Annotated in this window: 23 protein-coding genes and 1 tRNA gene; 13 read left to right on the top strand and 11 right to left on the bottom strand. The window is 54.7% G+C overall.

Translation table 11 applies throughout. The annotated features are described in order from the left end of the window. Window positions 1-53: 53 nt before the first annotated feature. Window positions 54-1409, bottom strand: a complete 1356-nt coding sequence (chrA, locus tag PS14A_RS05990; protein ID WP_212615519.1) for a chromate efflux transporter — start codon at window positions 1407-1409, stop codon at window positions 54-56. Between the two features lie 254 nt (window positions 1410-1663). On the opposite strand from chrA, the gene PS14A_RS05985 reads away from it, so the two are divergent. The 7 genes from PS14A_RS05985 to PS14A_RS05955 all read left to right on the top strand — a co-directional run bounded on the left by PS14A_RS05985 (window position 1664) and on the right by PS14A_RS05955 (window position 8528). Beyond that, entirely contained in the window at window positions 1664-3175 is a 1512-nt protein-coding gene (locus PS14A_RS05985) for a site-specific integrase (RefSeq protein ID WP_212615518.1), read from the top strand. 834 nt (window positions 3176-4009) lie between these two features. Further along, window positions 4010-4516: a hypothetical protein gene (locus PS14A_RS05980; protein WP_212615517.1), complete on the top strand. Its 507-nt coding sequence runs from the start codon at window positions 4010-4012 to the stop codon at window positions 4514-4516. A 330-nt stretch (window positions 4517-4846) separates the two neighbouring features. After that, window positions 4847-5164: a hypothetical protein gene (locus tag PS14A_RS05975; RefSeq protein WP_212615516.1), complete on the top strand. Its 318-nt coding sequence runs from the start codon at window positions 4847-4849 to the stop codon at window positions 5162-5164. Between the two features lie 392 nt (window positions 5165-5556). Beyond that, the gene (locus tag PS14A_RS05970) at window positions 5557-6750 is read left to right on the top strand and encodes a hypothetical protein (protein WP_249121165.1); all 1194 of its coding nucleotides are present in this window, start codon (window positions 5557-5559) and stop codon (window positions 6748-6750) included. Between the two features lie 167 nt (window positions 6751-6917). Continuing rightward, entirely contained in the window at window positions 6918-7094 is a 177-nt protein-coding gene (locus PS14A_RS05965) for a hypothetical protein (protein WP_212615515.1), read from the top strand. A gap of 365 nt (window positions 7095-7459) precedes the next feature. Next, window positions 7460-7675, top strand: coding sequence for a hypothetical protein (locus tag PS14A_RS05960; RefSeq protein ID WP_212615514.1), 216 nt, complete (start codon window positions 7460-7462; stop codon window positions 7673-7675). 91 nt (window positions 7676-7766) lie between these two features. Further along, window positions 7767-8528 (top strand): recombinase family protein, encoded by a 762-nt coding sequence (locus PS14A_RS05955; protein ID WP_249121164.1) that lies wholly within the window; start codon window positions 7767-7769, stop codon window positions 8526-8528. Between the two features lie 367 nt (window positions 8529-8895). Here the strand turns inward: PS14A_RS05955 and PS14A_RS05950 are convergent, their stop codons facing one another. The 3 genes from PS14A_RS05950 to PS14A_RS05940 are packed head-to-tail and all read right to left on the bottom strand — an operon-like array spanning window position 8896 to window position 10762. Beyond that, window positions 8896-9477 carry an SLATT domain-containing protein gene (locus tag PS14A_RS05950; RefSeq protein ID WP_212615513.1) on the bottom strand — a complete coding sequence of 194 codons (582 nt, stop codon included), beginning with the start codon at window positions 9475-9477 and terminating at the stop codon, window positions 8896-8898. Next, window positions 9455-10336 carry a nucleotidyltransferase gene (locus tag PS14A_RS05945; protein WP_212615512.1) on the bottom strand — a complete coding sequence of 294 codons (882 nt, stop codon included), beginning with the start codon at window positions 10334-10336 and terminating at the stop codon, window positions 9455-9457. The genes PS14A_RS05950 and PS14A_RS05945 overlap by 23 nt, the downstream gene beginning before the upstream one ends. Window positions 10337-10396: 60 nt before the next feature. After that, window positions 10397-10762, bottom strand: a complete 366-nt coding sequence (locus PS14A_RS05940; RefSeq protein WP_212615511.1) for a Rap1a/Tai family immunity protein — start codon at window positions 10760-10762, stop codon at window positions 10397-10399. A gap of 213 nt (window positions 10763-10975) precedes the next feature. On the opposite strand from PS14A_RS05940, the gene PS14A_RS05935 reads away from it, so the two are divergent. The 3 genes from PS14A_RS05935 (at window position 10976) to PS14A_RS05925 (ending at window position 12886) form a co-directional block, all read left to right on the top strand. Then, window positions 10976-11143, top strand: a complete 168-nt coding sequence (locus tag PS14A_RS05935; protein WP_249121163.1) for a hypothetical protein — start codon at window positions 10976-10978, stop codon at window positions 11141-11143. Between the two features lie 54 nt (window positions 11144-11197). Next, on the top strand, window positions 11198-11926 hold the full coding sequence (locus PS14A_RS05930) for a hypothetical protein (RefSeq protein ID WP_212615509.1): 729 nt from the start codon (window positions 11198-11200) through the stop codon (window positions 11924-11926). A gap of 381 nt (window positions 11927-12307) precedes the next feature. Then, complete coding sequence (locus PS14A_RS05925) at window positions 12308-12886, top strand: hypothetical protein (RefSeq protein ID WP_212615508.1); 579 nt, start codon at window positions 12308-12310, stop codon at window positions 12884-12886. A gap of 180 nt (window positions 12887-13066) precedes the next feature. Here PS14A_RS05925 and PS14A_RS05920 read toward each other — a convergent pair. The 5 genes from PS14A_RS05920 to dapA all read right to left on the bottom strand — a co-directional run bounded on the left by PS14A_RS05920 (window position 13067) and on the right by dapA (window position 16762). Then, a tRNA-Ser gene (locus PS14A_RS05920) sits at window positions 13067-13156 on the bottom strand. A gap of 84 nt (window positions 13157-13240) precedes the next feature. Beyond that, the gene (gene purC, locus PS14A_RS05915; RefSeq protein WP_016771262.1) at window positions 13241-13954 is read right to left on the bottom strand and encodes a phosphoribosylaminoimidazolesuccinocarboxamide synthase; all 714 of its coding nucleotides are present in this window, start codon (window positions 13952-13954) and stop codon (window positions 13241-13243) included. A 28-nt stretch (window positions 13955-13982) separates the two neighbouring features. Continuing rightward, complete coding sequence (locus PS14A_RS05910; RefSeq protein WP_024012002.1) at window positions 13983-14744, bottom strand: MBL fold metallo-hydrolase; 762 nt, start codon at window positions 14742-14744, stop codon at window positions 13983-13985. 6 nt (window positions 14745-14750) lie between these two features. Then, window positions 14751-15866: an outer membrane protein assembly factor BamC gene (gene bamC, locus PS14A_RS05905; RefSeq protein WP_016771264.1), complete on the bottom strand. Its 1116-nt coding sequence runs from the start codon at window positions 15864-15866 to the stop codon at window positions 14751-14753. A 17-nt stretch (window positions 15867-15883) separates the two neighbouring features. Then, the gene (gene dapA, locus PS14A_RS05900) at window positions 15884-16762 is read right to left on the bottom strand and encodes a 4-hydroxy-tetrahydrodipicolinate synthase (protein WP_016771265.1); all 879 of its coding nucleotides are present in this window, start codon (window positions 16760-16762) and stop codon (window positions 15884-15886) included. Between the two features lie 328 nt (window positions 16763-17090). Here dapA and PS14A_RS05895 point away from each other — a divergent pair, with 328 nt between their 5' ends. Together PS14A_RS05895 and PS14A_RS05890 are read left to right on the top strand one after the other, a co-directional pair. Then, window positions 17091-17651, top strand: a complete 561-nt coding sequence (locus PS14A_RS05895) for a glycine cleavage system protein R (protein WP_042607411.1) — start codon at window positions 17091-17093, stop codon at window positions 17649-17651. 10 nt (window positions 17652-17661) lie between these two features. Continuing rightward, on the top strand, window positions 17662-18135 hold the full coding sequence (locus tag PS14A_RS05890; RefSeq protein ID WP_041478861.1) for a peroxiredoxin: 474 nt from the start codon (window positions 17662-17664) through the stop codon (window positions 18133-18135). Window positions 18136-18255: 120 nt separating this feature from the next. Here the strand turns inward: PS14A_RS05890 and PS14A_RS05885 are convergent, their stop codons facing one another. Together PS14A_RS05885 and PS14A_RS05880 are read right to left on the bottom strand one after the other, a co-directional pair. Next, entirely contained in the window at window positions 18256-19326 is a 1071-nt protein-coding gene (locus tag PS14A_RS05885; protein WP_016771268.1) for an AI-2E family transporter, read from the bottom strand. A 31-nt stretch (window positions 19327-19357) separates the two neighbouring features. Next, complete coding sequence (locus PS14A_RS05880) at window positions 19358-19597, bottom strand: sulfurtransferase TusA family protein (protein WP_016771269.1); 240 nt, start codon at window positions 19595-19597, stop codon at window positions 19358-19360. A gap of 98 nt (window positions 19598-19695) precedes the next feature. On the opposite strand from PS14A_RS05880, the gene PS14A_RS05875 reads away from it, so the two are divergent. Then, window positions 19696-21129 (top strand): M48 family metalloprotease, encoded by a 1434-nt coding sequence (locus tag PS14A_RS05875; RefSeq protein WP_212615507.1) that lies wholly within the window; start codon window positions 19696-19698, stop codon window positions 21127-21129. The last annotated feature ends 81 nt before the right edge of the window (window positions 21130-21210 follow it).

Raw genomic sequence — 21210 nt, 5'->3', positions numbered from 1 at the left:
TATTGCCGGAATCGAGTCTCCAGCGCGCGATTCGATTTCCGGCGCCGCGATCACTAACGCAGCAGATGCACCACCAACCCGACCAGCGCACAGCCCAGCAACACCTGAATCACTCCGCGCTTGAAGCGAAACAGCGCAATGGCCGCGGCAAGCGCAATCAACGCCGACGGCCAGTCCATGCTGCCGCTGAAGCCTTGCGGCCAGAGCACGTGGTAGCCGAAGAAACACGCCAGATTGAGAATCACGCCGACCACCGCAGCGGTGATCGCGGTCAGTGGGCCGGTGAATTTGAGTTCGTCGTGCGTCGACTCCACCAGCGGGCCGCCGGCGAGGATGAACAGGAATGAGGGCAGAAAGGTAAACCACGTCACCAGCGCGGCGGCGACCGCTCCGGCGAGGAACACCTGATCGGCGCCGAACACCTGCGTCACATAAGCGCCGACAAAACCGACAAACGCCACCACCATGATCAGCGGCCCCGGTGTGGTTTCGCCCAGCGCCAGGCCGTCGATCATCTGCGTCGGGGTCAGCCAGCCGTAGTGACCAACCGCACCTTGATAGACATAGGGCAACACCGCATAAGCTCCACCGAAGGTGAGCAGCGCTGCCTTGGTGAAGAACCAGCTCATCTGCGTCAACGTGCCTTGCCAGCCGAATAGCGCGGTCAATACCCCCATCGGCAATGCCCACAGCGCGGCACCAATCACGGCGAGCATGGCCAGTTTCGTCCAGCTGAAACGGGCATGCGCCGGGGTTGGCGTGTCGTCGTCGATCAACGCCGCGCCGAAAGACTTCTTCGCGGCGCTATGCCCGCCCGCCCTGAATTTCTCCGGCGCCAGTCGACCGCCGAAATAACCAATCACCGCCGCACCCAGCACGATCAACGGGAACGGCACATTGAACGCAAAAATCGCGGTAAACGACGCCGCCGCAATCGCCCACAGCCAATTGTTCTTCAGCGCCCGCGAACCGATGCGATGCGCCGCCTGCACGACAATGGCCGTCACCGCAGGCTTGATCCCGTAAAACAGCCCGGCGACCACCGGCACTTCACCGAAGGCGATATAGAGCCACGACAGGAAAATCAGGATGAACAGCGAAGGCAACACGAACAGCGCCCCGGCCACAATCCCGCCCCAGCTCCGATGCATCAGCCAGCCAATGTAAGTCGCCAACTGCTGCGCCTCAGGCCCCGGCAGCAACATGCAATAGTTCAAGGCATGCAGAAAACGCCGCTCGGAAATCCAGCGCCGCCGCTCGACCAACTCCTGGTGCATGATCGAAATCTGCCCGGCCGGCCCGCCAAAACTGATAAAGCCCAGCTTCAACCAGAACCAGAACGCCACGCGCAGACTGACGGCCTGCGGCCTAACGTCGTCATCACCCACCAACGGCTGAACTTCACTCATCGAGCTGTTCCTTTTATGCAGTCGGCAGGTTGTACCTGAAAAGCCTCACGAACAAAACGCCAGAAACGAAAAAGCCCCCGTAATCATCAATGATTACGGGGGCTTCGTCTTGTTCAATAATGGCGGAGAGATAGGGACTCACCATAAACGTCGATCAACCTCAACGAACATAGAAAATCAAGGTCTTGCGGCGGATAAGTAGTACAATCGAGTAGTACAATTCCCTGTATCACTCACCTATTCCCGGCGTGTCAATGGCTGACAATCTGATCCAAAAGAAAGGCGAATCCACTTGGTACGTGAAGCTGGCAATCCCCGCTGACGTGCGTAAAGCCTTCGGTGGGAAGGCTGCATTTATCCAGTCATTGAAGACTGGCCTGCGATCCGAGGCGATGGATCGACGCTTACCTTTCCTGGCCTCTTGGAAAGCACAGATTCAAGCGGCACGAGATAAACGAACAAATCGCGGTGATGGGTGGAAAGAACCGGTTGCAACGTCTGCTCGTGCATTTGCCGATGTTTTCCGCCAGCTAAAGTCAAATTTGGTAAATGACGACGCAAGGGATGTAGCCGTCTCAGAACCAGCAGATATTCAAGCTCTCCACCAACTCGTTTTCGATGACTCCGAGAATGGGCGACGGAGACGTGCAGAGGCAGACCGTGTTTATGCTTTGCAGGGGCTTGAGGGGGAGATAGCTTTGCATAACCTCGCCCATAGATTGGTGCTCGAAACCTTTGGTGAGGTTGTTACATCCGAGCAGCAGCTCTCGCCAGTCGAAGCGGCTGAAATGCAGGGAATTTTAATTGATCCGAAAGCCCATAAACCGAAGTCGCCAATCACCAAAGCCAGATTGGCAACATTTCGTGAATACCGGGAGACAAGGAAAGTTGCCCCCAAGACTATCGACCAGCAGGAATCGAAGCTGGACAAGCTTTCCGCTTTCTTGAAAGAGAAAGAACGCAGTCTCGACTTTGACGCTGTTTCAGCGTGGCTGGACTCCCTCAAACTGGCGAGCAAAACGCTCACGCAGTACCTGCTGGCTGGCAACGTTTTCTGGAAGTGGGCAATGAAGCACGACGTTCGCTGGCGTGAAGATTTCAAAGATCGTGCAAATCCCTTCGAAAATCATGATCTGCCGCAGGTGAGGGGGAAGGCTAAAACCGACGCTCAGCGAAAAGATTTCAATCTGGAAGACATCAGCAAACTACATGCAGCAGCTTTAACCGAGGGGCATGCCATCCTGGCCGATCTTATCCTTCTCGGTACATACACCGGCGCCCGCATCGAAGAGCTATGTCAGTTGAAGGCGGAACACGTCATTGAGCCAGACGGTATAAAGAGCTTCGATATTGTGGACTCCAAGACAGCAGCAGGCATCCGTGTTGTACCAATCCACCCTGCCCTGTCTGCTCTCGTTGATCGTATGGTTGAGCAATCCAAGGGCGGGTATCTGGTGCCCTCTGACAGCAAAAACAAATACGGCATCCGATCAGACGCTCTCTCCAAGGCGTTTGGTAGGCTCAAGAAAACTCAAGGGTTTGGCCCCCAACAAGTTTTCCACTCTATCCGCAAGACAGTGGTGACGCAGCTTGATAGAGCATCAGTTCGCTGGACTTTGATAGCAGAACTTGTTGGTCATGAAACTGGCACCACGACAATGGACGTTTATAGCCGAGGTGCGACGGCAGCACAGAAACTAGAGGCAATTTCAAAACTCCCCCTGCTTCCGATAATCCCCGAAGCTGTACAGGAGACATCTGAGTAAAGTTTGGTTGGTGGTATGCCCTGCAACCCGGCAGGAACGGGGCACAAAAACAAAACCCCATACACAAAACCAACTAACCAAGCAAGTATTGTCTTGACAAACTCAACTTTCGTGTTACCATATTCAATGTAGAGCAGTAGTCCTTCTCGGCTCTTCGCAACAACAGATTTTTATCAATCATAGTCTGAATGGGTTTGCTGTTGTTGTCTGGTGGTAGCGTCCTGTTGCCACCTCTATTCCCCATCTCATCGTCATTGTTTACTCCTTTTCAGTGACGGTGGGCGAGCCACGTTAAGTGTTTCCTCAAATCCCTCAATGTCTCCTTGTGTGTCCTTGAGAAATGCCATCAACGGACGTTTCCCCGTTGGTTCCTTGCGTTCCATCCAGTAGCGTTGGCAAAACTGGTACATCAGGATAAACGGAATCAGGGCCATTTGTTCAATAGACCCTTGGCTGTAGGGTGATGGAAAACAGCACTAATTTAATCGGCGTTGAAATCGAGAATGGCCCTAGCGGCCATTTTTATTGTCTCGGCCACAAACGTTACAACCGATACCCCAAAACCCCCATATAAGCAGGAGGCCATTAGTGGCAAACAAGGTTATCCGCTGCTCGCATTGCGGCTGTACACACGCTCCAGAGCGTATTCGTATTCGCAACTATTGCAGCATCCGCTGTCGAGTGGCAGCACATCGTGCAAATAAGAAAAATCTGGTTGATCTTTCAATCAACGACAACAACCTGATAGGAGAACAAGATGAAACACAACGAAGAAACAGGCCAATTCGAACGACCAACCCAATCACTTAAACCCAACCACGAGGAAACAAACTAATGTCGATTCTACGAAAAGAAGTAAAGCAGGAGCTACAAGCCCTGAAAGATGCAGCCACAGCCTCCTATAAAGGCCGTCAGCATGGCTATGATGCCTACGCCGACACTGATCAGAAAACAGGTCGTCCTATTGCCAAGATGGTGACTGGTGCATACGCCCCTGAATTGGTTTTGACTCCCGCTGAAATCATTCCAACATATCTGGCGAAGATCGCAGAAGGCTACACGCTGCACGAGTTCGGGACAATGCAACATGTTGGAACTTCACACTACATCTATTTCTACAAGCCGGAAGCACAGCAGCGAGCTGACATCAAAGCTCTGCTCCTGGAAGTGGAAGCGAAGTACAAGCGAGACATCGAAGAACACAATAACGCTATTGTGCTGCGTCAAGTAGAACTTGAGCAGGCGAGCATAGATCGCCAAGTTGAAAAAGAGTTGGCAGCGGAGCGTCAGGCTCAACGCGATGCAATCGAAACTCGTATTCGTGCAGAGCTTTCGAAGTGATAGACCGTAGAGGCTAAACCCCGGATAGCCCTCGGGCCATTACCCACCACCCCACATAAAGGAAGTGCCAATGTACATCGGCAGGACATCACTCGCCTTTCTACTGCTATTGGTGCTGATTGCAGTATCGCACTTTAGTCAATCGGCACGGATCGAGTCCGTTAGCCAACACGCAATTGACTTGAATCGGCAAACATACAACCGGCTCCAGTTGGAACGCTCGCAAGACAGGGCGATAAACGAAGAGCAAACACGGAAAATTGTTTCTATTGAAATTATGCGAGCCACATCCAACAACCCGAACATAAAAAATCATACAGGAAACATAAATTGAATAACCAAGAGAAACAACACATCGAACAAATTTTCAAAACAGTTATGGTGACAAAACCCACGGCCTCCTTCCAGAAGCTTCGAAAGAGCGTTAATCGCCAAGCTGCTTTAATCGCTTTTGGCCTTTCTGCCAGTTCAGCGAAAGAATACGCCGACAAGTTGAAAGACTTCACTGACGAACAGTTCAACCAGATTGTGACAGGTGCAACTGCTTCAATCATGAAAGCAGCAACTCCAGAAGCGCTAACTTACGAAAACACCTCTGTTGATATGACAGTGCAAATCCTCAAGGCCAAATACGGGGAGTCTGAATGAATCAGCCTGCATTACTGCAAGGAATTTTGAGCGTGCTGCAAGAGTATGCCGCTCAATATCCTATCTCCCTACGCATTCAATTGGTCGAAGAGCTAATCGAAGCAATGGGAACACGCCAGTCACCAGAGCCTATACCAACTGGCCGAAGGGCTTGGCGAAGACAAGAAGTGAAGGAAGAGCGCCCCACGTGGGCACTTCCACATTACGCCTACTAACTAAATCAATTGCAGGAGCTATCCCCATGAAATCCTTCATCTGCCGGTATTGCGAACACGTTTTCTTCTCGACGAAGTTCAAGCCTTTTTGCAATCCAGCGTGCCGTCATGCGGCAACAGCTATAGACCCATTCAGTAAAAAATCTAATAGACCAGTTGACCCCGAGGGAACTAAAAATGAAACCAGCTACAACCAAAGCAGCCGCTAAACGTCAACCAACTTGCCAACTGTGCAATAAGCGTTTTCGCACCCGAAGCAAAACAGCGAAATTCTGCAACACATCATGCCGTACCAGCTTCAACAACAAAGCCCGCCACGTAAAGAAAATCGCCAACGCCAGTACTTCCCCGTTCTTCTACGAACTCGCCCGTCAGGCTATCAGAGCCCGCACCATCCAGATTTATCACCACTTCGACCAGCAGCAACTTGAAGCCTTGTACGACGTGTACGCAAGTTGTCAGCGGATGAATGGGTATGGTCTACGAAAACAACACGGTGAGGCTTCGTTCGAGTTGTCTCATATCGCCCCTGTACGTGGTAAAGCTTCCATTGGCCTGTTCAGAGCCGACAATCTAGTCATTGCACCAATGGCGCTCAATCGGTCGCACAGTACCAAGCATTATAGTGGCGGGGCTTCAATCTCTCGTGCAGACCTCTTGCCCCGTTTCGCAGTATCCGAGGACGCCAAAGAATCGGAAGTAGTGCAGCGCGTTATAAAGCTGATCGGTGAAGACGTGGTGCAGGCTGTAGTCCAGTCACGCAAGATCAAACCGAGTAAGCGACAAGCACTGTACTCTTGGCTAGTCGAACATCTCGATCCAGCCAATCCAGATCATACCGAACACTTGAAGACAATCGAAACGGCGTCAGCCCTTATCCTAGCTAATATAAAGCGCGAGCTTGAAGGCAAGGAGCCAGCGCGTGATTTCCGTGCTTGGCTCGACTACTACAACGACACCAGTGTTCTCCTGAGCGAGTGGGAACGTATCGGCAAAGCGTATCGCCCTGAGTTGTTGCCAGCTCTCGAACGTATCCAATTCCTTTTCGCCAACACAAACTCTCGTTTCAATTACAACTTCGCCTTCGACGCTGTCGACCTTCAACTTGTCTTCGATATGTTGCATGGTCAGCCAGTCCACACTATCACTTCGATCATCGACGCAATGTACGCCAAGGCAGTGGCTAGCCCGGCCATATACCAGCCAACCGAAGCCCTTGTGTCAGTTGTTGAGCAGCCTCTACGCGCTTCTCTGAGCGTGACGGAATCGTTCCTTGAAGGTTTGGATGATTGCCCGACTTACGTCGCCCTAGACGCCTTGTGCGTCGGCTCCGTGTCAATTGATCGCGAACTTATACACGCCCCGTTTTAAAACAAACGAGTGCATGCAGTAGAAGTGTAACGCACACGGTGCGATTCGCTTGTAGGCCATATAAACCGGGGCTTACAGCCATTTTAAGTGTGCGTGGATCGTGTGCAAAATCCGCCAACATTTTCAACATAAACCAGCCCAAAAAATCGACCAGAAGGAAAAACAAAATGCTCAAATCTTCAAACGATCCATCGTTGGAATTCAATGACCTTTTAGTTGTGCCAGCTAACGAAGTTCGTGGCCTGTTTTGGCCAAGGGATGCAGTAGCAGAAGTTTGCATCACCCAAGACGAACTTGATGCACTTAACGCCTATCGTGCCTCCCGCCTACAAGAGCCCGACTAAACTAATCGAACCAGTTTTATATAAAATAAAGTATGGAATAACTTGTCGGAAACTCGTTTAAACTATCGAAACAGGGTCGATTAGTGCGGTTACCCAAGGGCGTTGGAGTGGTGCGATGCCCGGAAACATCGATTCCAGAGCCCTCTGCCGTTCAGAACACCAAGCAAAAGCCGGTTTTCCCCGCTTGCACGCAAGATCTGGAGAGTTTGAGAGGGGGAATGGTCGCTCCGTTTCACACAGAAGCGCGTCACCGTCGCTTTCGTCACGTATTCGACCTGGGCCATGCGGATTCTGCATCTGAGTGCCAACCCGTTCATCAAGTTGCTGAGCTACGATCTTAGCCACCCCCCTCAAGGACGACAGCCATGCCAGACAACACAGAAGCCAATGTAGCTACGGCGGACGTACTAACCCTCCTGCTGCACAACCAGCACGCTCTGGCTGCTGCAATTGAAGAAGTGGCGTTGTGGGCCAAAGCCGGTGGCTCAAGTGAAACCCATGATAACGCCGTCATCGCATTGCAGACTCTCGACGCGAACGCATCCGCCATCACCGCAGGGATTTTCAAGCTCAGGCAATAAAAGCTTAGTGGGAAAACCAATGTAACAAATCTAGAACGACCATTCGAGACATGTTATAGTTGCTCTCAGACAGAATTCAGAGGGCGAGAAAATGACCACCGACACCAACATCACCACCAACACAATCGACGTAGTGAGCTACTGCCGTGTGTCCAGTCAGGGACAAGGTGAAAGTGGGTTGGGTCTTGAGGCTCAACGAGAGTACATCGCTCGTGCCGCCAAACAGAATGGTTGGAACATCGTTGGTGAGTTCGTGGACGTAGTGTCGGGTAAGTTGGCTATCGAGGATCGTCCCGAAGGCAAGAAGGCACTGGCAGCGTGCAAGAAGCTGAAAGCACAACTGGTGGTCGCCAAGCTGGATCGTCTATCCCGTTCGGTTCACCACATTGCACGCCTAATGGAGCAGACCGAATTCAAAGTCGCCACCATGCCGCAAGCCAAGACGTTCGAGCTTCATCTGTTTGCAGCCCTTGCCCAACAGGAACGAGAGTTCATCGCCAACCGTACCAAGGAAGCTCTGGCAGCCCTCAAGAGCCGTGCGGACGCTGGCGACGTGCAGTCTATTGAAAAGATTTCCCGCCGTTCCGAAGCACTGGGTAAAGGCCGTACAGAAACCAACCGTGCTAAGGCCACTGAGGCAGTTCAACAACGCGTGAATACATGGCAAGAGTCGGTGCGTGATCCAATCGATCTGTGCATCCGCAAGGGCGGTCGCACACTCCAACAGGTTGCTGATTGCCTGAACGGCAAAGGAATCACCACAAGCCGGGGAGGCCAATGGTCGTCCATGCAAGTGAGTCGTGCAATGAAAAACCTGGCCCTTCACTTCCCTTCGAGTGAAGCGGCTCTGTGAGCCCCTGTACGGTCTTCCACGGCTCCCCACAAAGGCTTGCACGATGCCCTATAGCCTCGCCTACGCGAGGCTTTGTCGTCTTTGTGTTCTGATAACGCAAAGGTTATTTTGAAAAATGGTCAGCTTTTAAATGGGCCACCCGTGTCAGGCTAAGAGAGTGGGATGGGTCGCCAGATTATTTTTCCAGTTGAAAAACCAAACGACTATCGAAGCGCATGAAAAAAAAAATCGGGGGCTTGGATATTTTCCCGAATGAGGTTCCTTCCTGCACCAGCCCCCCACTACTTATTTTTTCTGGGCGAGCGTCAAGGGTGCATCGAATGTCCATCATATTTTTTTCGCGGGGGGGGGCAAGTTTACTTTTTTACTAACTTCGCTTCAGCTCCTTTGGAAGAAATGCATCAATTTCCTTGTCGGAAAATGTCATGTCTTCGAGTTGTTTTAGAGCTTCTTGTGCCTTCTTGTATGCTTGATACGTTGTGCTCGGGGCTCCAGAGTATACAGTGTGCAACTCTACCAGCAACTTATCCCTTTGACTTTGCAAGAACTCGATGGGTGCTTCGCACATGCGTAAATCGGTGATCAGTGACAGGTACTTTTCTCTGATAATCCAAAGGTCTGCCCCTGCTTGTCGATGCTTCTGGGCGAGCTCGCCTAGATCATAATTCTTCGTATAAGAGTTGAGCATAAGCAAAGCTGTGGAAACAAGCATGCCCAGAAAAGCCGCAAGTTTCCCGTCACTAAACGCGGCGGCGACAAATCCCCCAGTTGTCAAAGCAGACAGGATGAGCTGAAGAAGTTTTATGTTGGAGAGTCGCCCTAAAAGTATGTCAGCACACTTTTCGTGCGTTTTATGGGTATAGACAACTCGTCCAAAGCACTCGCGTAACTGGCCCTCAAGGATGGCTCGCGAATTTGGTGTGTCATCAGTTTGGGAATGAGGTTCCAAAAATTTCTCTCCATTTCTGCTTTGCTGACCACTCCCGCTTCGGGGAAGCCATTTCGTGTTCAATTGCTTCGAGTGCAATGTTGTAACACCGAATGGCCTTCCATTGGAATCCCCCAGCGCAATATACGTATTGACCGCTACCGGGTGCCTTCCAGTAAGTTTGATTTTTATCTTGCCCGGCCATGAACTGAAAAAAGTCGCGACACATGAAGTCATAGTACAGGTATGACTTATCTCTGTTTTGCCAAGTGCCAATAAATTGATAGGCGAGAGTGTCAATTAACATCCCGCTAATAGGAACATCCCAATTTCGCTTCCATGCTCTCATCATCCGGCACAGAGGGATTAAGTTCCCATTGCACGCGTCATTCCTGATTTTCATCGCGGATATTTCGGGTTTTGGGTTTGTAGTTCTCCAGCTACCGCCGTTATTCGAGTCGGCGTAAGTGTAGCTGTCATCGACATTTAGGAAGGCGGGTAACACTTCAAATGTTATGCCATCATTGAATGGTACGAGTATTACCTGACCATCCCCCCTAATGCTCGTTGTGGGGTAGGTTTTTTCTATGGCTCTCTTGACGGCTTGTAGCAAGGCGGACTGACCATTTCCAATGTAACTGTCATACTGGGAGTAAACTGAATATGGCAGTTGAAAGAGTACATCTAAATCGCTGAAACCCTGAATCGCAGTGTTTCTGCCATAAGAGCCAAGATATAAACCGTGTGCGACATCAGATGCGGTGTTCCAATACTCCAAATTCAGTCGCCGTGTGATAGCCTTGTAGCGACTCGAAATGGTGCCCCCATCTTGGGTTCGGATATTATTGCAAAAAGTATTGAACCACTCTGCCAATGCCATTTTTTCTCCTTGGGCGAAAATGCCAAAATTAGTTTCTTCTGTGGAAAGCGGTCTTGGTCACTACTTGCATGGGAATGCGTGCTTCAGGACGAGTAGGGTCAGAATCCCTTCATCTTGATGTAATTGTTCTGGGTTCTCTTTCAGGTACTTCACGACAACCCTCGCTGCTTGTCCGTTGCTGATGCCAGATAACGGCAGGCATGTCTGGTTTTCAATCGGGATGCCCGTATTGGTATACATGATTAGGCTCCGTACGCCTTGCATAAGGCCAAGGCAGTAGCCAATGCTCACTTCCTCGTCAGCCTTCTTCGTGTCGTTGAATCTGATTGCGGCCTGACAGGCGTCGAGGAGTTTGTTCCCGTCCGCCATGACGCCACCACTTGCCAGCGCCCCAGCCATTGCAACCGCAGCCATCCATGCCTTCATGTTGAAATCCTTCTGAGTGATACAGCATGGTAGCGGGTGCAGTGATAGGCAGCCATCTCGTCACACCTTCTCCCAAGAGGTGGGAGTCAATCCTCCTTGATCCCCGGCGTGCCTTTGGCCGCCCGAAAAGCGGAGAAAAATGATGCTACAGTAGTGGCTCATTCATCGCGGAGTTAAGGAACAATGCCTATCCGTAGAAGTGGGAACTTTGACTTGGGCGCCGGCGTACTGCGGCTGACGCAAGAAAAGCTAGCTGGTTTCCTGAGCGAGGAAGAGCTTGCTCAAACAGAAATGAAACTCGTTGACGGGAAACTCACATTCAACGCTCCCGACTCTGTGTTGAAAAAGATTACGCAGCATTTTGGTCAGCCAGCCGGCTGAGTTGCTTTGCGAGATTGCCCATGCTCTTTGCGTGGGCAGTTTGGAGAAGAAAACGTGGGTGAAACGGATACGCCAGACTTCAATAAAGCCCGAGGCTATTTGATCGGCTTTTCAACTGTAGTCTTGCTGTTGTGGTACTTCGGTGCAGACCTTTCGACTTTCAAACTGCTTGGGAATGAGATCAGGCTCAAAGAAAACGTTCAAAATGTATGGATGGTTCTTGCTGGTATCAACGCTTATCTGTGGTTGAGGCTATATCAACGAACCCCCGAAGGCAGCTTCCGCTTTGATCTTGCAATGCACGACCTGTATGAGAAGACGCTCATCAGAGTCGTCAGGCGTCTAGGCAGGAAACAGATGCGAAATCATGTTTTGGAGTTGATTCAAAAGACACCTGGCACTGTTGATGGCGAGTTCAAACTCATAAGCTTCAACCCCAAGGGAAAGATGACTCATCTCGAAAGAACTCCACCAAAAGGCACAGAACCCCCAGACAAGCTAGCGATGGTTCGAAAGCTGGACAGCAGGACGAGAAACGAAATTCGTTATTCTTTTTACATTCACTACATCGTTGCCGGAAACGAGCACCATCAGAGTGGTGGTCAAGCATTCACAACAACTCCTTCTCGCCTCGTTGCAACGCTAGTCAGGTGGTATGTTTTCGCCAGAGGCGCGATTGTGTCGCCTTGGTTCTTCGACCACGTGACCCCCTTTGTATTGGGTGGAATGAGCATTTGCGTTGCTTTGTTCAACTGGTGGCAGATCAACTACCCTCAGGCATGAACACGGCTGTAGGGACGTGATCCACACGGACAGAATCGGCTGAAAGCCTAGTGCTACTTGGCGTAGAGGTGGTATTCAGTGTGCGTAAATCGCACCCGCCAAGATTGCATTTGAGACTTACAAGTTCCGATATATACCGATACTTGTATTGTGGTCGCATAATATAAGAGCGAAGCGAACGCCTTCGCCGCGTGCATCCCTCGCATCACCCCCACCTTCCTGCCCCTCAAAACATCACATCGACTCTGGGAAGCCCTCTGCTTTGGCTTGCAATCTACCCTGTGATCATTGGCTCCGTACCGCTGGAGTGGTCGCCACTCTGGTAGCATTTGGAATAACAACCAGAATGGGGGCAGCGATGGAACGAGAGGTGAAAAAAGGATGAAACCAAAACGCAAAGTGGTTCTGCTGTCGTTGGGAGGTGTCGTTGGGACACTCTTTCTGGGTGCCGTCAGTGGTGCCGGTAAAATGCTCACGACAGATCTGTGGCCTTCCCTTCGCCCGTTTATCTCCACGGCTTGGACTTGGACACTGGAACTCTTTACGTGGCTTGCACAGCCCGTAGCGTTCCCGCTGTGGTCATTCATTGTGGCACTGCTGGTGGTTGTTGGAATAATCGGGTTTCTTGGCTTGGTCGTCGCATCGTTCAGTTCAGACTTGAACGCCGTAAATGCCAAGTTTGACCCCGAACTTCCCTCCCTTAACGAGAGCGCCCAGCAAGTCTTAGCAGTGATTGCAATTCATGGCGGCAGGAACGAAGGGCTGTATCTAAGCCAGATTCCTTCAACCGCTGGATTGTCGCAGTTGGTTTACGAAGGGGCTATGGACGTTCTCTACCATTGGAATCTGATCTCCATTTCCTATTCCAACTGGGGGGATCAGGTTTCTTTATCTGCCCTCGGGCGGGCATACGTTCTACACCCTCAATCACCGTTAGCGTGGGTGGTTAAAAGCGCGTAGAGGGTGGAAAAACAGACGCCCCAAGGGCCCGCCATTGAGCGGGCTATTCTTTACCTGATTTTCTGATACCAACGATGTTGCATCATCGCAAAACAGGAACACTTGAGTAGTACAACAGAGTAGTACAATCGAAAAACAAAAAGCCCCGCAATCCATTGATTTGCGGGGCTTTTCTATGTATGGCGGAGAGATAGGGATTCGAACCCTAGGTACCGGTGAAGGTACAACGGATTTCGAATCCGTCCCATTCGGCCACTCTGGCATCTCTCCAACGGCGCGCATCATAACAACACTTTCGTTGGTTGCGAACCCCCCAAACGAAATTTTTTCCGTGCTATCAGATGCTTGCGTCGATTAAAGCGGTACGCCCAGACGAGCGGCGACTTCTTCGTAGGCTTCGATGACGTCGCCGAGGCCCTGGCGGAAGCGGTCCTTGTCCATCTTCTTCTTGGTGTCCTTGTCCCACAGACGGCAGCCGTCCGGGCTGAACTCGTCGCCGAGGACGATGGAGCCGTCGCTGAACACGCCGAATTCAAGCTTGAAGTCGACCAGCAGCAGGCCGGCGTCGTCGAACAGTTTGCTCAGGACTTCGTTGACCTTGAGCGATAGTTCCTTCATGCGCGCCAGTTGCTCGGCGGTGCCCCAACCGAACGCCACGACATGGGATTCGTTGATGAACGGGTCGCCCTTGGCGTCGTCCTTCAAGAACAGTTCGAAGGTGTACGGGTTGAGCTTCATGCCCTCCTCGACGCCCAGACGCTTGACCAGGCTGCCGGCGGCGTAGTTACGCACGACGCATTCCACCGGGATCATGTCGAGCTTCTTCACCAGGCATTCATTGTCGCCCAGCAGTTTGTCGAACTGGGTCGGCACGCCGGCCGCTTCGAGCTTCTGCATGATGAAAGCGTTGAACTTGTTGTTCACCATACCTTTGCGATCGAGCTGTTCGATGCGCTTGCCGTCGAACGCCGAAGTGTCGTTGCGAAACAGCAGGATCAAGCGGTCAGCATCGTCGGTCTTGTAAACCGATTTGGCTTTGCCGCGGTAGAGTTCTTCACGTTTTTCCATGATGGGCTCCGCTTGCTAAGTAGGTGGGCTAGGCGATGTGGCGCCAGTCGAGCCCTGAATCTTGATCGGCCAGTTGCAGCCAGTCCGGGTCGCACCCGAGGGTGTCGACAAAACATTGCCGGGCCAGCTGCGGCAGGTTGTTCTTGCTGCTCAGATGGGCCAGGACCAGGTGTTGCAAACCCTGCCAGCCCAACTCGGCCACCAGGAATGCCGCCTGATGGTTGTTCAGATGTCCGCGTTCGCCGCCTACCCGCTGCTTGAGAAAGTACGGGTAGTGACCACGGGCCAGCATGTCGCGGCAATGGTTCGACTCGATCATCAATGCATCGAGGTCCCGATAGCCATCCAGCACCCGCTCGCAGAACGATCCCAGGTCGGTCAACAGGCCGAAGCGCCGCTGTTCCTGATCGCTGAAAACGTACTGGGTCGGCTCCTGCGCGTCATGGGCCACGGCAATGACCCCGACGTTCAGTGCGCCGATCTGCAGTTGCTCGCCGCCGGCCAGAAAACCAGCCGGTTCAAGCGGTTTGCGCATCCCGCGCAATGTGCCGCGACTGAGGTAGACCGGCAGATTGTAGCGCCGAGATAGCAAACCCACGCCATGCACGTGGTCGGCATGTTCGTGGGTCACGAGTATCGCGCTCAGTTGCGCCGGGTGCACACCCAGGCGCAACAGACGTCTTTCGGTTTCCCGCAGGGAAAAACCACAATCCACCAGCACATACGTATCAGCACTGGCGATCAGCGTGCCGTTCCCTTGGCTACCGCTGCCGAGAACGGCAAAACGCATATCGGATCAGCCCAGGTTGTCCTGAATCACGCTCAACACTTTACGCGCGACATCGGCCGGCGCGACGGTGTTGATGTTCTTTTCGACGGTAACCTGGATGTTCTCGCCCACCTTGCTCAGGCGAACCTGATAACGCTCGGCGCGGGCTTCGACTTCTTCCTTGCTCGGCGCACTGCCGAACAGGCTGCTGAAGAAGCCAGGCTTGTCGTCTTTCTTCTCGGCTTTTTCGGCCAGGTTGATGTAGTACAGGCCCAGGCTGCGGTTGATGTCTTCAACGCGCCATTCGCCCTGTTCCAGCGCACGGCCGACGCTCGACCAGGCGCGGTCCAGATCGGTACCGACGTTCAACACCGGGTTGCCGCTGCCGTCTTCGTTCAGGCTGACACGGCTCGGCGCATCGAAATCACGCGAGGCCAGCATCGACACCGAACCGCCCTTCTCGGAGGTGCGGCTCATGCTCGCGAGCATGTCGTCGACCAGCGCAGCGTCCAGGCCAGTGTTGACCGAACGGTTGGTGAAAGCCACGTCGGCCGTGCTGCCGGCAGGACGCTCGGCGCTGACCACGTAGATCTCACTGGTGTTGCGCTGCACGCCCGGCTCGATGCGCACACGCACGCGGGTTTCGCTGTCGCTGGCGATACCGGCCGCACTCAGGCGCTTGGCCATCGAAGCGGACAGCTCGTCGGAGTGCTGCCAGGTGGTGGTGAACTCACCGGTCTGCGGACGCTGTTCATCCAGACGGAAACCGTTGTCCTGGAAGAACTGCAGCGCCACTGGCCAGACTTCGGCCGGAGGGTGCTGGGCCACGACCCAACGCGAATCACCGCTCTTCTGCAGCGAGTAATCAGTTGCGTCGGCAACCGCCGAAAGCGGCTGAGGACGCGGCACAACGTACTCGCCCGTCGCGGTGTCATCGGCCACGTTGCGCGGGATCGGCAACAGCGGATCGAGGCGCTTGGCAGTGCTCACATCCGGTGGCAATTGCATCGGTGCAGTCTGTTGCGCTTGCAGGTAATCGCTTCCACGGTCGCGGAAATAACCTTCCGGCCCCCAGACCCATCCGCAGCCACTGGTGCTGGAGATAATCAAGGCAAGTGCGGAAAGTCCGGCCATTCGCTTCATGCGTTGTACTTCCTCAATTAAACCAGGACGTTGCACTGGCGCAGGGCCGAGCGCAGCGTTTCATGACAAGGGGTGCTCAGCCAGGTCAGTGGCAGGCGGATGCCTTCGTGCATCAGGCCCATTTCGACCAAAGCCCACTTCACCGGAATCGGGTTGGCTTCGATGAACAGGTCCTTGTGCAGCGGCATCAGTTTTTCGTTGATTGCGCGTGCGGTATCGGCGTCGCCCTTCAGCGCGGCCTCGCACAGGTCAGCCATTTCGCGCGGGGCGACGTTGGCGGTGACCGAGATGTTGCCTTTGCCGCCCAGCAGGATCAGCTCGACAGCGGTCGGATCATCGCCGGACAGCACGATGAAATCCTTGCTCACGCCATCGATGATCGCTTTGGCGCGCTTGAGGTCGCCGGTGGCTTCCTTGATGCCGATGATGTTCGGCACGGTGGACAGGCGAATCACCGTCTCGGCCTGCATGTCGCAGGAGGTGCGGCCGGGAACGTTGTAGAGAATCTGCGGAATGTCGACCGCTTCAGCGATGTGCTTGAAGTGCTGGTACAGGCCTTCCTGGGTCGGCTTGTTGTAGTACGGGACAACCAGCAGGCAGGCATCGGCGCCGGCGGCCTTGGCGTTGCGGGTCAGCTCGACGGCTTCGCGGGTCGAATTGGCGCCGGTGCCGGCGATGACCGGAATGCGCCCGGCAACCTGTTTGACCACGGCTTTGATGACGGCGATGTGCTCTTCTACATCAAGGGTGGCCGACTCGCCGGTAGTACCGACGGCGACGATGGCATGGGTGCCGTTCTTGAGGTGGAAGTCCACGAGTTTGCTGAGGCTGTCCCAGTCAAGACGCCCTTGTGCATCCATGGGAGTGACCAGTGCCACCATACTGCCCGCAATCATGAAACCGCTCCTGCCGGAAAAAGAGAGCGGTAATGGTACTGGCGCCAAGATGCTTGCACAAGCGAAGTACTGCGCCGCCGCCATTCCCCTTGGCGCCGCTTTTCGCTACCCTTCAGACTTTGATCGGTACAGATCAGCTCGTACGCCGGGTTTCAGCCTCCCTTTTCGGCCTCCCAGGCCCCGTTCCTGCGTCGCATCGACGCGCTCCCGCACAGTGGAGCGAGCCGCGAACGCTGGCCGGGTCTCTTTTTACGGACCGCCAGAACAGGCACTCCCGGCTACCAACGCCCGTCAACCTACCGACCGCTCATCGCTTTAGGAATGCTGCATGTCCACCCCCACAGTTCGCGAACAATTCCTTGTCATCAGTGCCCTCGGCGCCAACCCCATGGAGCTGACCAACGTCCTGTGCCGCGCCAGCCATGAAAACCGCTGCGCCGTCGTCACCTCTCGCCTGACCCGCCACGGCGAGTGCAGCGCCCTGGTGCTGGAAGTTTCCGGTAGCTGGGACGCCCTCGCGCGCCTCGAAGGCAGCCTGCCGTTGCTGGCCAAGCGTCACGCATTCACAGTCAACGTGGTGCGCAGCGCCGCTCTGGAAAATCGTCCGCAAGCGCTGCCTTACGTGGCCTACGTCAGCTCGGCGTATCGCCCGGACATCATCAATGAGCTGTGCCAGTTCTTCATGGACCATAACGTCGAGCTGGAAAACCTCACCTGCGACACCTATCAGGCGCCTCAGACCGGCGGCACCATGCTCAACGCCACGTTCACCGTGACCCTGCCGGCGGGCACCCAGATCAGCTGGCTGCGCGATCAGTTCCTCGACTTCGCCGATGCGATGAACCTGGATGCCCTGATCGAGCCTTGGCGCCCACAAAACCCAATGTAAGGAAGCTTTCATGGCCGTTGTCATCGACCAACCGGTTGCGGATTTCACCGCGCCTGCGACCAGCGGGCAGACCGTCAGCCTGTCCGAACTCAAGGGCAAGCAAGTGGTGATCTACTTCTACCCGAAGGACAGCACCCCGGGCTGCACCACTCAGGGCCAGGGCTTTCGCGATCAATATGCGGCGTTCAAGGCTGCCAACACCGAAGTCTTCGGCATTTCCCGCGACAGTTTGAAGTCGCACGAAAACTTCAAAGGCAAGCAGGAATTTCCGTTCGAGCTGATCAGCGACAAGGACGAGGCGGTTTGCCAGTTGTTCGACGTGATCAAGCTGAAGAAGCTGTATGGCAAGGAATACCTGGGCGTTGATCGCAGCACTTTCCTGATTGATAAGGACGGCGTGCTGCGTCAGGAATGGCGTGGTGTGAAAGTGCCGGGGCATGTTGATGCCGTGCTGGCGGCGGCTGAGGCTCTGAATAAAGCCTGATGTTTTTGCTGCGTCTGTAAAGACGCCTTCGCGAGCAGGCTCGCTCCCACAATTGAAATGTAATCACCGTGGGAGCGAGCCTGCTCGCGAATAGCCTCTCTGTAAAATCCGGATCAACCGCTATAGCAACGGCGCCACCACCGGCTCCTTGCGCGGCCACGCATCGAGCACAGCCTTGAACAGCGTCGCCAGCGGGATCGCAAAGAACACGCCCCAGAATCCCCACAACCCGCCAAACAACAGCACCGCGCAGATGATTGCCACCGGATGCAGATTCACTGCTTCCGAAAACAGCAACGGCACCAGCACGTTGCCGTCCAGCGTCTGAATGATCCCGTAGACCGCCATCAGGTAGATGAACTGATCGCTCCAGCCCCACTGGAACAGCGCAATCAGCAGCACCGGTACGGTCACCACCACCGCACCGACATACGGCACCACCACCGACAAGCCGACCAGCAACGCCAGCAGCGCCGCGTAATTCAGGCCCAGCGCGATGAAGGCGATGTAGGTCACGCCGCCGCAAATCACGATCTCGATGCCTTTGCCACGTATGTAATTGGCGATCTGCCGGTTCATTTCCTGGGCGACGCGGGTGATCAGCGCGCGCTCGCGGGGCAGATAGCCGCGCACCCACTCGCCGATCATCGCCCGATCCTTGAGGAAGAAGAACACCAGAATCGGCACCAGCACCAGGTAGATCATGATGTTCACCAGCAGCGGCAGACTCGACAACGAGAAAGTCAGTGCCCACTGACCGAACTTGCCGATCTCGCCCCGCGCCGCTTCGATCGCTTGCAAGACTTGCTCGTCAGACACCAGATGCGGATAGCGCTCGGGCAATAGAAGCAGCAGCGATTGCCACTTGGCGAGCATGCCCGGCAACTCGTTGAACAGCGTGATCAACTGATGCCAAAGCAGCGGCAGCACCACGACAATAAACAGCATCAGCGCGCCCATGAACAGCGCAAACACCAGCCCCACCGCCACCCCGCCCGGCACGCGCAGCCGCTCGAGCGTCACCACCAGGCCCTGCATCAGATACGCCAGCACCATCCCGGCCAACACCGGCGCAAGCATGCCGCCGAGGGTGAGCACGGCGGTGAAGGCGAGAAACAGCAGCACTGCCAGCACCACGGCTTCTTCATCGGAGAAGTAGCGCTGAATCCAGTCGCGTAACACTTTGAACATCAATAATCCCTTCGGTTTTTAGCGCGGCGCTTCAGGCTTTTTTCAACCAGTAACGGTAGACGCCAGCCTCGTCTTCTTCGCGCAACAGCGCATGACCGGCGAGTTTGGCAAAGGTACGGAAGTCGCGTTGCGAGCCGGCATCGGTAGCGATCACCTTGAGCACAGCGCCACTTTGCAGTTTGTTGAGTTCCATTTTTGCCTTGAGCAACGGCAAAGGACAGTTCAGGCCACTGGCGTCCAATTCTACGTCATGGGCTACAGCGTCAGTCATTGCGTCACTCCGGTTCGGGTTGTCGAGCTGCCTAGAATATCTGGTCGCGGCTTCGGTGTCCGGCTACAGTAAGGTCTTTGTCCTCCAAGGCTTTGTGCATGACTTTTCTGCGCCCTACCCTGCTGACGCTCGCTTGCCTGCTCGCCTCACCAGGCTTTGCCGACGATCTGCCGTCACTCGGCGACGCCAGTTCTGCCATCGTCTCACCGCAACAGGAATACCAGCTCGGCCGCGCCTGGCTGGCCATGCTGCGCAGCCAGGTTTCCCAGCTCAACGATCCGCAACTCAAGGATTACGTCGAATCCAGCGTCTACAAGCTGGTGGAGACCAGTCAGGTCTCCGACCGACGTCTGGAATTCATCCTGATCAACAGCCCGCAACTCAACGCCTTCGCAGCGCCGGGCGGCGTGGTCGGGGTCAACGGTGGCCTGTTCCTCAACGCCCAGACCGAAGGTGAATACGCCTCGGTGCTCGCTCACGAATTGGCGCACTTGTCGCAACGCCACTTCGCTCGCGGCGTCGAAGCCTCACAAAGAATGCAGGTGCCGATGATGGCCGCGTTGCTGGCGGGTATCGTCATCGCGGCGGCAGGCGGCGGTGATGCCGGTATCGCCACCATCGCCGGCACCCAGGCTGCGGCGTTGCAGGAACAACGGCGCTTCTCACGGCAGAACGAACAGGAGGCCGACCGTATCGGCATCCTCAATCTGGAAAAGGCCGGGTACGACCCGCGCTCTATGCCGACCATGTTCGAGCGTCTGATGCGCCAATACCGCTTCGATGCCAAGCCGCCGGAATTCCTCCTGACTCACCCGGTCACTGAATCGCGTATCGCCGACACCCGCAACCGCGCCGAGCAGGCGAAACCGGGCGGCATAGAAGACAGCATGCGCTACCAGTTGATCCGCGCGCGGGTACAGTTGATCTACGAGGAAACCCCGGGGCTGGGCGCCAAGCGTTTCCGCGCCCTGCTCGATGAGAATCCGAAAAACGACGTGGCGCGTTACGGCCTCGCCATCGCCCAGATCAAGGGCGGCCAGCTCAATGAAGCGCGGGAGAACCTCAAGCAACTGCTGGCCAAGTCACCCAACGAGATCATCTACAACCTCGCTCAGGTCGATCTGGACATCACCAACAATCGCCTGCCCGATGCGCAGTCACGGGTCGACCGCATGCTTGCGCAGTTCCCGGGCAACTATCCGCTGAATCAGGTGCGCGTCGATCTGCTGCTGAAACAGAATCGCGCCGCCGATGCCGAGAAGGCACTCGACAGCCTGCTCAAGTCGCGCCCGGATGATCCGGACGTCTGGTATCAGGTTGCTGAAACCCGCGGTTTGTCGGGCAACATCATCGGCCTGCATCAGGCGCGCGCCGAGTATTTTGCACTGGTCGGCGATTACCGCCAGGCCATTCAGCAGTTGGACTTCGCCAAGCGCAAGGCGGGCAACAACTTCCCGCTGTCCTCGCGCATCGATGCCCGCCAGCGCGAACTGATGGAGCAGGAGCGTATGGTCAAGGACATGATGGGCTAAGTCTTTCCCGACTAAGACAAAAGCTGCAGACACAAAAAAACCGCCTCTTTCGAGGCGGTTTCTTTTTACCTTGTTGCTGGC

It is taken from the genome of Pseudomonas sp. 14A, assembly GCF_018132745.1.
GTDB lineage: Bacteria > Pseudomonadota > Gammaproteobacteria > Pseudomonadales > Pseudomonadaceae > Aquipseudomonas > Aquipseudomonas mercuritolerans.
Note: the sequence above shows the minus strand (reverse complement) of the source record. Positions and strands in the feature narration are given on the sequence as shown.